Here is a 12,717-nt window from a genome sequence, read left to right as displayed (position 1 = left end):
ATAGTTCTGTTTTTTTGAATCAGCTAATGATTATAAAAATAGGGGTTCACTGTGAATACAAAATATACATTTCCTCTGAATATTTTTCGTGCTTATGATATTCGCGGGAAATTAAATCATCTAACACCTCAGGTAATTCATTCAATTGGCTATGCTTTAGCACAACAATATAAAAATGCAGGACAATATCAAGTTGTTATTGGGTATGACGCACGTCTAACCAGTCCGACTTATGCCAATATTATTCAACAAATTTTTCAAACACAGGGTTTAACAGTCACCAACATTGGATGTTGCTCATCGCCCATGATGTACTATATTGCGCGTGATTTTGGTGGGAATGGAATTATGGTAACCGCAAGCCATAATCCTAAATCTGATAATGGGATTAAATGGATTTTACAAGGAGAACCACCTAGTCCTGAGATTATTCAACAGGTTGGTTTAGCAGCTCAATTTGCGTTAGAAAAAATTGAAAAAAATAGTGATCTACAAGAATTATCGCATCATATTATTCCTGAGTTTTGTTTAAAATATCAACAATCCTTATTGAGTGATATTCAGTTAAAACGCCCTTTAAAAGTTGCATTAGATGGTTTACATGGTGCCGCAGGTCGTTGTGCAAAACTCGTCTTAGAGAAGTTAGGATGCGAAGTTATTGCGATTCGATGTGAGGCAAATGGCACTTTCCCAGACCATGCACCTGATCCATCACATGCGGAACATTTAAAACAGTTGCAAGCGGCTATCCTTTTGGAAAAAGCAGATATTGGTATTGCCTTGGATGGTGATGGTGATCGAGTCGTTATTCTGGATGAGCTTGCACATATTATTAGTCCAGACCGCTTATTGTCTTTATTCGCACAAATTTGTTTAAAACAGCATCCTCAAAAAGAAATCGTATTTGATGTGAAATGTTCACAAATGGTGGCTGAGACGGTACAAAAGCTTCATGGCCAAGCCAAAATGATTCGTACAGGAAGTAGTTTCTTGCGTGCATATTTATCTCAATCAAAAGGCAATGCCGTATTTGGGGGAGAGTATGCGGGTCATTATGTCTTTAATGATGGTCGTGGTTTTGGTTATGACGATGGTCTATATGCGGCGCTAAGAGTCATGGAATACCTGACTCAATCAGACAAAGCAAACCTTTCTGCTTTATTAGCAATTTACCCTGAACGTTATTGTACTGAAGATACCTATATCAGTACCCATGATATAAACCCTAAACAAGTTTTAAATGATATTGAAATTCAAAGTCATCGTTTAGGTGCTCGTTTAAGTAAAATAGATGGTGTAAGACTTGATTTTGATGATGGTTTTGGCATTATTCGAGCATCTAATACGGGTGAGTATTTCACAGTTCGTTTTGATGCAGATAATCCAAGCCGATTAAGTGAAATCCGCCAAGAATTTGTTTCTATGATGCAAGAGCAATATCCGCAAATTGCACAAGAACTCGCACAAGCTTAATAAGGAGACACGCATGCCACATGAGCATATCGGCATTGATAAAGCAAAAATTTTGATTGAAGCTTTGCCGTATATTCAACGTTTTGCAGGTAAAACGTTGGTTGTAAAATATGGTGGCAATGCAATGACTGATCCAGAGCTTGAAAGCTCTTTTGCGCGTGATATTGTGTTATTAAAAACAGTGGGCTTAAATCCAATTGTTGTACATGGTGGTGGTCCGCAAGTTGACTCTTTATTAAAACGTTTAGGACAAGAGTCTGATCGTATTGATGGGATGCGCGTTACTGATCAAGCCACGATGGAAGTGGTAGAAATGGTGTTGGGTGGTAGTGTCAATAAATCGATTGTTAATCTGATTAACCAACATGGTGGTCGTGCAATTGGTTTAACAGGTAAAGATGGTAATTTACTTCGTGCCCGTAAACTGCTTATGGAAAAACAAGAAGCTGATGGTTCAATTTCTCAAATTGATTTGGGTATGGTCGGTGAGGTGACTGGTGTTAAAACCGATGTACTGGAAATGTTTACTCAAGGGGACTTTATTCCTGTGATCGCACCATTAGGTGTGGATGAAGAAGGGAATACTTATAATATCAATGCCGATCTCGTCGCTGGAAAGGTTGCAGAAGCATTAGGCGCTGAGAAATTGATTCTTTTGACTAATATCACAGGCGTATTAGACGAAAATAAAAACTTATTAACAGGATTGAGTACACAAGAAGTAGATCGTTTAATTGAAACAGGTGTGATCTATGGTGGCATGATTCCTAAAGTCGGTTGTGCATTAGACGCGGTCAAAGGTGGGGTCGTGAGTGCACATATTGTAGATGGTCGCGTACCTCATGCAACATTATTAGAGATCTTTACTGACCATGGGGTTGGAACTCTGATTACCAATCGTGCGAAGCACTAATGATTAAAAAGACCTCATTGAGGTCTTTTTTTTCGTCATAATCTGTTCATGTTATATTCATTTCAATGTCATTTAATCGATTTAAGGTAACTCTAGACATAAGGAGCTTTCATTATGCTAGAAAAATTAAATCATTATCGTCAGACATTAACTTCACCTTTACGCCAAAAACCATCACAAAATCAATTTCGTTTTGGGTGGGTGGACAACCTAAAAGAATTACAAGAAGTACAAAGATTTAGAGCAAATCAATTCTCTCATCAATTTGGTATCTCTTTTGAAGATGGCCTCGATCAAGATCTCTATGACTTTGGTTGCGAGCATGCTGTATTACGTGAGAAATGGACTGGTGAAATTGTTGCCTATACACGCCTTAAATTATTTCAGGGGAACGAGATTGGGCAAAGCTATAGCGCTAAAGAGTTTGATGTTGTACCTAACTTTTCGCATTTGCCAAGTATTCTAGAAATAGGTCGTACCTGCGTACATCCACAATTTCGCTCTGGAAAAGCTTTATCAATGCTCTGGTTAAATTTGGTGCCAAAGGTGTTGTGGTCAATGCGTGCTAAGTACCTTATGGGATGTGTCAGTATTCATCTTGAAGATAATTTAGCGCGTGCCTATTACACTCATCGTCATATTCAGCAATTGGGTGACCACCAAATTATTGATATTCGTTCAAAACGTGCATTCGAACCTGAGAGACCAGAATATAGCTTCCCACAAGATGAACGGATGCCAAAATTATTTGATACATATCTAGGTATGCAATCTAAGCTCTCTAAACAAGCATTTTATGATGAGGATTTCAAATGTTTAGATTATTTTGTTTTCTTAGAAATTAATAAGATCGCGACTTCTTTTGTCATGAATAAAATGGTGCAGCGATAGTTATATCATTGTTAGGCTAATACTGAGCACATATTGAGATTTACAAGATATCTAAACCTCATGCACAATAGGCTTAGATGTTAGACAGTTAGAAGATATGTGCCAGCTATTAGGAATGAATTGCGCGACACCAACAGATATTACTTTTTCCTTTCGTGGGTTTTCTCAACGAGCTGGGGTTACGTCTGATCATTGTGATGGCTTTGGTATCGCATTTTTTGAAGACAAAGCATGTCGGTTATTTGTTGATAATCAATCTGCAGTTGAATCACCAATTGCAGATTTAGTTCGTAATTATCCTATTAAATCTCGTAATGTGATTGCACATATCCGAAAAGCAACACAAGGCAAAATTACGCTAGAAAATTCACATCCATTTCTACGTGAGTTATGGGGGCGGCATTGGATTTTTGCGCATAACGGTGATCTACACGATTTTAATCCTCAGCTTAGTGGTCGTTTTGAACCTGTCGGTAATACAGACAGCGAACGTGCTTTTTGTTATTTATTAGATCAAATGGTTGAAGCATTTGGATATACAGAACCGTGTATAGAGAAAGTTTTTTCTCTGTTGGAACGAATTTCACCTGAAATTGCTGAGCATGGTACGTTTAATTTTTGCCTATCCAATGGGCAAGCATTATTTAGTTATGCGACAACTAAACTGCATTGGTTAGTAAGAGAATATCCATTTCAACCTGCGCATTTAATTGATTTAGACGTCAAAGTGGATTTTAGCGAGGTAACGACACCTGAAGATCGTGTTGCTGTTATCACGACGGAACCGCTCACACATAATGAATCATGGACTGCATATCAGCCAGGCGAAATGATTTTATTTCAGCACGGGAAACCAATTAAATACGCACTAACACGTGTTGAACGTTTAATTCGAGAAGCAGACAATCCGCTGTTAAAACGAATGACCAAAGCAGATCAATATTAATTAGGTATAATCAAAATTAATACATGATATATACCTTTTTTATAATATGAATCCCTTAACTTTTATATTTAAACTCCATTATGAATTTGGTTTCAAAATTGGTTAAAAAATACTTGAGTGTTTTGATTGGGTAAAATATTTAAATAAATATAAAACAATAGGTTAATTTATTTTATTGAAAATATTTAAAATCTGACAAAAATGCTGTGTTTTTATTTAATTACTTAGTCGATATTATGTCCTTATTCAATAAATCACATTGGTTTTAGGAATCGATATGGGCATGAAATGGTCTACCGAATATAATACAGGAATAGAGGTAATCGATGATCAACATCGACGTATTCTGGATTATATTAATGAAATCGCTGATTTAAAATATTCCCATGATCGTGTAAAAATGAAAAGTGTATTAGATAATATTATTGACTATACACAATCACATTTTACGTTTGAAGAAAGTTTACAAGAAGAAGCAAACTATAAGTATCGTGTACCTCACAAGCGTGTGCATGACTTATTTATCAAAAAAATAGAGGCTTATCGTGAGCGCTTTGAACTGGGTCATGAAATTGATAAAGAATTGCATGAAGCTCTCTCTAAATGGTTAATTAATCATATTCGCCATGATGATGCAGATTATGTTGGTGCAGTGAGAGAAAATATGATTGGAATTATTAAAGAAAATGAAAAGAAAAAAGGAAAGAATTGGTTCTCAAGATTCTTTGCTTAATGAAATAATAAAAATAATAAGACCTCTTATTATAAAAAATAATAAGGTGAGTATGAGTGAAAAATAAGAGGTCAACTTAATATAATAATAACTAGGCGCGGCAAGTCATCTTTATGGTGATTTGCCTTTTTCTTTCGATATCTTTTGTTTTGATTTTCAGACGTGACAAAGGCAAAATAGATTGAATATTTCATTGTAAGCTCCATAAAGAAGCACAATGAGTTCAAAGCTTTTTAAGGAATGCAGTATGCAGGACACAACTCTGTCACGCTGGCTTACACCAGTGATGGCGTTTTGCTTATCTTTTGTCATGATTAGCACATTAGCACCAACTGTGGGTATTCAAATTGATCGTCAATTTGATTTTTGGTTATTGTGGCTAGGAACCATGCTTTTATTAGCACTACCGATTGGTTTTCTTGAAATTGCCTTAGCGAAACGTTCACAGATGACCGCGTTACAAGCACTTTCTACTTTAACGCGTGATGCAGATGCTTCCCCGAAATGGCGTTTAGTAGGTTGGTTCGCTGTTGTTTTTGTTCCTTTCTTTGCAGGAAGTATGATAAATACCTCTGCTCACATTGTGACTGAGCAGCTTGGATTAAATCTTCCTGTTCAAATCCTTTTCGCTATTTTTGCCGTCATAGCGCTTGGTTTATCTTTTATACCGCGCCAATTTTTAATTGGACTTACAACAATTGGAGTCATTGCTGCTTTCATTGGTGCAAATGTGATGGGAACTCAGTTAACTACTTGGCACTGGACAGGTATTGAGTTTAAAGAGTGGGGCAATGCTACAGTGCTTGCTTTAGTCGCAAGTGGTCTAGGTCTAGGATTGTATTGGCAAAGTAGCTTAGCGACAGTGAAAAAACAACAAGCGGTCACAAGTTCAGTCTTTCCGATCTGGGTCGCGCAGCTTATTGCTGTCATTGCATTTGGTTTCTTCTCTACCCAAGCGCAACTTCCAGCATTAGCGTGGGTTTTTGCTGCGATAATGTCTGCTGCATTATTGATCCAATTTGCTAAAGAGCAGTTAGCACAACGCCAACTTGCAATCATTATTCAATGGGGCATTATTCTCGCGGCAATTGCAGTTTGGATTGTGCCACAAGTTGACCAAATTTTTAATACTCTCTTGATGATTTGGGGACTGGTGATTTGTTTGATTTATGCAGTTTTTGCAGGCTGGATTATGAAGATTAGCCATCTTCGTAAAGCAATGGGTTTTAGTAATGAATTATTTTATAACGTATGGCGTATTGCGGTACGTTTAGTTTTACCGCTTTCAATTTTGATTGCGATTGTCGCGGTTATTGGGCAAGTTTTATAATGGAACAGAAACAAGTTTGGGTTACATTTGCGACACCTGAACAGCAATTTATGATTGCCGTTCCATTCTATGAAGGAATGACTGCACAACAAGCGATTGATGCAAGTGATTTAGCAGAGCAGGTAAAACTTCCAGAGGTTTTAAATCTTGGTGTATTTGGTAGCAAGATTGAGGTAGATACTGTTTTGCAAGTGGGTGATCGAGTAGAGATTTATCGTCCATTAACGATTAATCCTAAAGATATTCGACGCAAGCGTGCCGCAAAGAACCCCGTTGGACGTTTTATTAAGGGTAATCGTTTTAGACCATCAAGTTCATAAATAAAACCCCTCACGAATGATTCGCTGAGGGGTTTCTTTTTTTTGGAAACTATTTATAGTGGTGGCGCAGTCAAAATTGCTTCTTTTGATGCTGGTAATCCAGGTTGTGATTCGGGAATCGTATCTAAACCTTCTAAACGTTCTACATTGCCATTCGCATCGAAATAAACTTTTAAGTGTTGACCACGCACTGCCGGTATTTTTGCTTTTTTAGCATAAGTACCTGGGGTGTAGTTGTAGATATAGTCCCAACGTAATGGATTTAATGGATCTGTAACAGTTGGACTACCTAGTAAGAAACGGACTTGCTGAAAGCTCATGCCGACTTGTACTTGTGATGCTTGTGCTTTAGTTAATGGTGTTCCCTGTGGAATATCGACTTTATAAACACCAAAGACTGAACAACCGCTAAGTACTGAAGTGACGAATAACGCCAGCATGATTTTTTGCATTTTGCTACACTATCCTGATAAATGATGATGCATTTGGTTCAAGGATAGATCATACTGCATCTAAACTCTATTGCCTATTCCAACTTAAGATTTGTTGAGAGACCTTTTTAAATGCCTATTTCCAATCAAGACTTACGCAAAGCTGGACTTAAAGTCACCCTTCCTCGTATTAAGATTTTGGAATTGTTAGAAAATTCAAAACAACATCATTTAAGTGCTGAAGATATTTATAAAACTTTGCTTGAACAAGGTGAAGATGTTGGTTTAGCAACTGTTTACCGAGTGTTAACACAATTTGAAGCGGCTGGCATTATCCAACGTCATCATTTTGAAAATAATCATTCAGTTTTTGAAATCATGCAAGAAGATCATCATGATCACCTTGTTTGCTTAAACTGCAACAAAGTTGTTGAATTTACGAATGATATTATTGAGAAAGAGCAACATGCTGTTGCAGATCAGCATAATTTTGCCTTAACTGGTCATTCATTAAACTTATACGGTTATTGTAGTGATTCTGAATGCCAAGATGCTTATCGTAAAAAATGAGTTTGGTTTAGTTAAAGCTTAGTACTTTACTAAAATTAAACAAATAAAAAAGGAAGGTCATAAAAAACCTTCCTTTTTTAATGGCTTAATTTGAATTATTGACCATCAAAGGTAATATTTCGGCTCGCACTCAATAACTGATCTGTACCTTCTTCTGAAAGTTTAATTGTGAGGCGTAAGTCATTTGGCGAGTCAGCATGCTTCAGTGCATCTTTATACGTAATTTCACCTGCTTTGTATAAATCAAATAATGCTTGGTCAAAAGTTTGCATACCCAACTCACGAGAACGCTTCATGAGATCTTTGATTTCATGTACTTCACCTTTGCGTATGTAGTCTGCTAAAAGTGGTGTATTAATCAGAATCTCAATTGCTGCGCGACGTGAATTACCATCTGGCGTTGGAATCAACTGTTGAGCAACCATCGCCTTGAGATTAAGTGATAAATCCATATGTAATTGAGGATGGCGATCTGCTTCAAAGAAGTGAATAATACGATCAAGTGCTTGGTTTGCATTGTTTGCGTGTAGTGTTGCGAGCACTAAGTGACCTGTTTCAGCAAAAGCAATTGCATAGTCCATGGTTTCTCGAGAACGAATCTCACCAATTAAGATCACATCAGGTGCTTGGCGAAGCGTATTTTTTAATGCGACTTCAAATGAATCTGTATCAATCCCGACTTCACGTTGAGTGACAATACAACCCGCATGTTGATGTACAAATTCAATTGGGTCTTCAATGGTAATAATATGACCCTTTGAATTTTGGTTACGGTAACCAATCATCGAAGCTAATGAGGTTGATTTACCTGTACCTGTTGCGCCTACAAAGATAATGATACCGCGTTTGGTCATGGCGAGTTCTTTTAGCACACTAGGGAGCTTGAGTTCATCCATGGTTGGAATAACAGTTTCAATACGACGTAAAACCATTCCAGGCATATCACGTTGTTGAAAGGCACTTACACGGAAACGAGCTGTTTTCTCACGATTGACGATCGCAAAATTACACTCTCTTGTTTCAGCGAATTCTTTACGCTGCTTATCTGACATAATTGAATGAAGTAACTGGCCAACGACTTCACCTGAGAGTTTAGACTTTGAAACAGGCACAATTTGACCGTTGATCTTCATTGACGGTTCAACATCTGCAGTGACAAATAAATCAGATGCACTTTGTTGAATCATTAAATTGAGTAAATCATTAAAGTCCATGATATTTCTCTAATCCGTTTATTATTATAGGAATGACTCAGGTTGTTTTGCTGCAGTACGGGCAACTTGAGGACTAATAACACCTTTTGAAACCAAGGTCTTAAGACTTTGGTCAAGTGTAGTCATACCATAGTTTGCACCCGTTTGGATGGCAGAATACATCTGAGCCACTTTATTTTCACGTACAAGGTTACGAATGGCTGGAATTCCAATCATGATTTCATGCGCTGCAACACGACCACCACCATTTTTCTTCAATAATGTTTGTGAAATAACGGCTTGTAGTGATTCAGAAAGCATGGCACGAACCATATCTTTTTCTTCGGCAGGGAATACGTCGATGACACGGTCAATGGTTTTAGCTGCAGAGGTGGTATGTAGGGTACCAAACACTAAGTGACCTGTTTCAGCCGCAGTTAACGCAAGTCGAATGGTTTCTAAATCACGCATCTCACCGACAAGAATAATGTCAGGGTCTTCACGAAGAGCAGAACGAAGTGCTTGGTTAAAGCCATGAGTATCACGATGCACTTCACGTTGGTTAATCAAACATTTTTTAGATTGGTGTACAAATTCAATAGGATCTTCAACTGTTAAAATATGGTCATAACGGTTTTCATTAATATAATCAATCATCGCAGCGAGCGTCGTTGATTTACCAGAACCCGTAGGTCCTGTAACCAAAACAATACCACGTGGATAATCACAAATTTCTTTAAAAATTGAACCTAAACCAAGGTCTTCCATGGTTAAAACTTTAGATGGAATGGTACGGAATACTGCGCCAGCGCCACGGTTTTGGTTGAATGCGTTCACACGAAAACGTGCAATATTAGGCACTTCAAATGAAAAGTCAGTTTCTAGATCTTCTTCATAATCACGACGTTGTTTATCATTCATGATGTCATACACTAAGCGGTGTACATCTTTATGTTCTAGTGCTGGTAAATTAATACGACGGACTTCACCATCTACACGAATCATTGGTGGCATACCTGATGAAAGATGTAAGTCTGAAGCACCGTTTTTAACTGCAAATGCTAGTAATTCTGTAATATCCATGATTTCCCCGAAACAATCAAAATGCCTCATTCTTTTATAGAATAATATACGGCTTTCACTCTGTGTTACCAACATATTATAGAATGTGAGAGAAAAAAAGATTTTGTAAGTGAGAACTGTGTCAATGAATAAATCTGAGCAATTCCGTCAATCTGTTTTAAATCAAATAGAGCAAGCCTGCCAGCTGGTGAAACGTGATCCTTCGACTGTGCAATTGTTGGCTGTTTCAAAGACTCATCCGAGCCAAACCTTACGAGAAATGTATACTGTTGGTCAGCGTTGTTTTGGTGAAAATTATTTGCAAGAAGCCTTAACTAAAATTGATGAATTACAAGATTTAGATATTGAATGGCATTTTATTGGTCATGTACAACGCAATAAAACCAAGCATTTAGCAGAAACATTTGATTGGGTACATGGTGTCGATCGTTTGATTATTGCAGAACGGTTATCCAATCAACGTTTGGAAAATCAAAAACCGTTAAATATATGTATTCAGGTAAATATTGATGGGCAAAATTCTAAAGATGGTTGCCAATCAAATGAGGTTTTAGAATTGGTTCATCAAATCAGTCAGCTTCCAAATATCCGTTTACGTGGATTGATGGTGATTCCGGCACCTGAAAATTATGCTGCGTTTATCGATGCCAAAGCCTTATTTGATGAAGTTAAGTCTCAGCATGCACAGCCGCAAGACTGGGATACATTAAGTATGGGCATGTCTGCCGATCTTGAAGCTGCGATTGCAGCAGGTTCAACTATGATCAGAGTAGGAACAGCATTGTTTGGTGCACGGGATTATTCAAATATTTCATAATGAGTTAATTACTTCTTTAGCTCAGAGAATAGAGAAGTAATTACAATTATATAAAATTTATACGGTGTTGAAAAAAATGGCTTAATTTAGAATAATTTGTTGATCACTTATATGATGCTCATATTAAGCGATTAAAAATTATTTGCTCATAATGATAAGAACTTAATTTAGGGTTAATTTAAATGAAAAAAATCTATTTCTTAATCTCATTTATTTTATGTTTATTTTTAGCTGCTTGCAGTAAAAAAGAAGATGTAGTTACAGAGCAGAATGCCCAAGTTACAGCAGATGAAAAACTAGGTACAAAATGGGGAGATGAAGTCACTTCACATGTGACTGAGGTGAATTTGGCGCGTTTATCTGAACAGCCGATTGCTGAATCAGAAATTCGTTATGCCAATAAACAATATCAAGGCAAAATGGTGAATAGTATTTCTTTAGCAGCTGGGAAAATTAGTTTTTCTGTTGTTAATGATAATAATCAAGAGCTCCCCTTATATAGAGATGGTCAAAATTATTATCTTTCAGGTAAAAATGGCCAGATCTATCAATTAAAATATGAAAATCATACCGACAACACTTATGAAGTGGTTGCAAGTGTAGATGGTATGGATGTACTAAATGGAAGTATTGCTTCACGCAATAATTCTGGTTATGTATTACATCCACATAGCACAGTTCAAATAGAAGGTTTTCGTAAGAGTGATTCTGCGGTTGCTTCTTTTACATTCAGTTCACCAGAAGATGCTTATGCTACAAATTCAGATCATGGTTCAATTCAGAATACAGGTATTATTGGAACAGCAATTTATCAACTTGAATCTCCTGATTCAAAAGATGAAATAAAAGATTCATCTAAATATGCACCGCCACCTAAAGCTTTTCCTGCGGACAAAGAATAATTTACTTTCAATAATGCCTTGTTTTTACAAGGCATTAATTTGTTGGTTGATTGGACGTTCAAAATCAAGAAATAGTGTGGTTTTGAATTTTTCACTGTCAATAAAATGAATCAAGTTTTCATTAATGTCTGGTAAGCGATATTTTAAAAAATAAATCAAAGAATCCACTTGGCGATAAATTGTAGGTGTAGCGGAAAAATTTGGAACTTCAAATGGGTTTTTAAGACAGAAATGATATTTTTTTTCAGTTTGGACATCAAAAAAGTCATAGGTTCTTAGATAAAAATCAGTTGTAAAATAAGTCCGGCTGATTTCATCTCCTTTATTTTTTTTATTCCAATAAAAATCTATCGTAGCTCGTATATATAAATGAATATTGAAATATCGTTTTAAGCGAGGCTGAAAATAAGAAAATTCAATCCGAAAACGCACAATCACAGGGATATGAGTACCTTGGTTTTGCTTGGAATATAGGGCAGCTTGATAAATTTGTTCTTTTAATATTTCTGGATGAAGAATCGTGAAAGGGTGATTTTTGCCAATTTGTTCAGTAAAAAAATTACTAGCTTCCTCATCACTCAGCTTAATTGCAGCCATAAAAATTCTCATATTGAATTAATGTTTTTGATAAAATAGTCAATATTATGAGAAACAACAATCTCTTTCTAAGTGAATACGACATTAGATGTCGTTTTTAAAATAATAATTAAAGTAATTCATTACTAATGCTATTGGTTAAGTTTATGAGGGGAAATAATAACTTTTAGCTGAATCGGTTAGTATATTTATGAATATGTGAAGTAAAACTAATTTTTGTTATTTGATTAGAAAAATTAGCCGAAATCTAAATCATGTTGCTCAATCACTTTTTGAATTGAAGAAAACCATTTACAACGAGATTTAGGCGATTCCTCAAGTAGTAACTCAATGGTTAGTTTTTTAAAATAAGTATGATCATCATTTGAATAAGTAGAATTATAAAAATTAGTGCATAAGACAGCATATTGTTTTTGTGTCTAAGCGATATAGACAAACTTATTCCACAAGTTGCTGATCAGAAATACGTTTGAATATTGATATAAGTTGAAAGAGGTCATTTTATTCCATTTTCGCTT

General features: G+C 36.3%; 14 protein-coding genes and 1 pseudogene. 10 read left to right on the top strand and 5 right to left on the bottom strand.

Going from position 1 to position 12,717, the window contains the following annotated elements; genetic code table 11:
* Positions 1–51: 51 nt before the first annotated feature.
* The 7 genes from IEV17_RS04020 (at position 52) to IEV17_RS03990 (ending at position 6,606) form a co-directional block, all read left to right on the top strand.
* A complete protein-coding gene (locus IEV17_RS04020; RefSeq protein ID WP_004663436.1) occupies positions 52–1,473 on the top strand; it encodes a phosphomannomutase/phosphoglucomutase in 1,422 nt (473 codons plus the stop codon).
* A 13-nt stretch (positions 1,474–1,486) separates the two neighbouring features.
* Positions 1,487–2,386 carry an acetylglutamate kinase gene (gene argB / locus IEV17_RS04015; RefSeq protein ID WP_004663435.1) on the top strand — a complete coding sequence of 300 codons (900 nt, stop codon included), beginning with the start codon at positions 1,487–1,489 and terminating at the stop codon, positions 2,384–2,386.
* Between the two features lie 114 nt (positions 2,387–2,500).
* Complete coding sequence (locus tag IEV17_RS04010) at positions 2,501–3,277, top strand: GNAT family N-acetyltransferase (RefSeq protein ID WP_004663434.1); 777 nt, start codon at positions 2,501–2,503, stop codon at positions 3,275–3,277.
* 97 nt (positions 3,278–3,374) lie between these two features.
* Positions 3,375–4,223, top strand: coding sequence for a class II glutamine amidotransferase (locus IEV17_RS04005; RefSeq protein ID WP_004663433.1), 849 nt, complete (start codon positions 3,375–3,377; stop codon positions 4,221–4,223).
* 277 nt (positions 4,224–4,500) lie between these two features.
* The gene (locus tag IEV17_RS04000) at positions 4,501–4,956 is read left to right on the top strand and encodes a bacteriohemerythrin (RefSeq protein ID WP_004663432.1); all 456 of its coding nucleotides are present in this window, start codon (positions 4,501–4,503) and stop codon (positions 4,954–4,956) included.
* Between the two features lie 247 nt (positions 4,957–5,203).
* Positions 5,204–6,286: a hypothetical protein gene (locus IEV17_RS03995; protein ID WP_004663431.1), complete on the top strand. Its 1,083-nt coding sequence runs from the start codon at positions 5,204–5,206 to the stop codon at positions 6,284–6,286.
* Positions 6,286–6,606 carry an RnfH family protein gene (locus IEV17_RS03990; protein ID WP_004663430.1) on the top strand — a complete coding sequence of 107 codons (321 nt, stop codon included), beginning with the start codon at positions 6,286–6,288 and terminating at the stop codon, positions 6,604–6,606. The genes IEV17_RS03995 and IEV17_RS03990 overlap by 1 nt, the downstream gene beginning before the upstream one ends.
* Positions 6,607–6,659: 53 nt before the next feature.
* Here IEV17_RS03990 and IEV17_RS03985 read toward each other — a convergent pair whose 3' ends face one another.
* Entirely contained in the window at positions 6,660–7,058 is a 399-nt protein-coding gene (locus tag IEV17_RS03985) for an outer membrane protein assembly factor BamE (protein WP_004663429.1), read from the bottom strand.
* A gap of 111 nt (positions 7,059–7,169) precedes the next feature.
* Here IEV17_RS03985 and fur point away from each other — a divergent pair, with 111 nt between their 5' ends.
* The gene (gene fur / locus IEV17_RS03980) at positions 7,170–7,607 is read left to right on the top strand and encodes a ferric iron uptake transcriptional regulator (protein ID WP_004663428.1); all 438 of its coding nucleotides are present in this window, start codon (positions 7,170–7,172) and stop codon (positions 7,605–7,607) included.
* A 95-nt stretch (positions 7,608–7,702) separates the two neighbouring features.
* Here fur and IEV17_RS03975 read toward each other — a convergent pair whose 3' ends face one another.
* Together IEV17_RS03975 and IEV17_RS03970 are read right to left on the bottom strand one after the other, a co-directional pair.
* A complete protein-coding gene (locus IEV17_RS03975) occupies positions 7,703–8,821 on the bottom strand; it encodes a PilT/PilU family type 4a pilus ATPase (RefSeq protein ID WP_004663427.1) in 1,119 nt (372 codons plus the stop codon).
* Between the two features lie 24 nt (positions 8,822–8,845).
* Positions 8,846–9,883, bottom strand: coding sequence for a type IV pilus twitching motility protein PilT (locus IEV17_RS03970; RefSeq protein ID WP_034601609.1), 1,038 nt, complete (start codon positions 9,881–9,883; stop codon positions 8,846–8,848).
* Positions 9,884–10,007: 124 nt separating this feature from the next.
* Between IEV17_RS03970 and IEV17_RS03965 the strand changes: the two genes are divergently transcribed.
* Entirely contained in the window at positions 10,008–10,700 is a 693-nt protein-coding gene (locus IEV17_RS03965) for a YggS family pyridoxal phosphate-dependent enzyme (protein ID WP_004663425.1), read from the top strand.
* A 182-nt stretch (positions 10,701–10,882) separates the two neighbouring features.
* Positions 10,883–11,602 (top strand): hypothetical protein, encoded by a 720-nt coding sequence (locus IEV17_RS03960; protein ID WP_004663424.1) that lies wholly within the window; start codon positions 10,883–10,885, stop codon positions 11,600–11,602.
* Positions 11,603–11,626: 24 nt separating this feature from the next.
* Here the strand turns inward: IEV17_RS03960 and IEV17_RS03955 are convergent, their stop codons facing one another.
* Both IEV17_RS03955 and IEV17_RS17125 read right to left on the bottom strand, forming a co-directional pair.
* Complete coding sequence (locus IEV17_RS03955) at positions 11,627–12,199, bottom strand: hypothetical protein (RefSeq protein WP_004663423.1); 573 nt, start codon at positions 12,197–12,199, stop codon at positions 11,627–11,629.
* A gap of 236 nt (positions 12,200–12,435) precedes the next feature.
* Positions 12,436–12,682 (bottom strand): annotated as a pseudogene (locus IEV17_RS17125) (hypothetical protein).
* Between the last annotated feature and the right edge of the window lie 35 nt (positions 12,683–12,717).

Origin of the sequence: Acinetobacter modestus (assembly GCF_014636095.1) — a bacterium.
GTDB classification, from domain to species: Bacteria; Pseudomonadota; Gammaproteobacteria; order Pseudomonadales; family Moraxellaceae; genus Acinetobacter; species Acinetobacter modestus.
The sequence above is the reverse complement of the archived record's forward strand: the minus strand, read 5'-3'. Positions and strand labels throughout refer to the sequence as shown.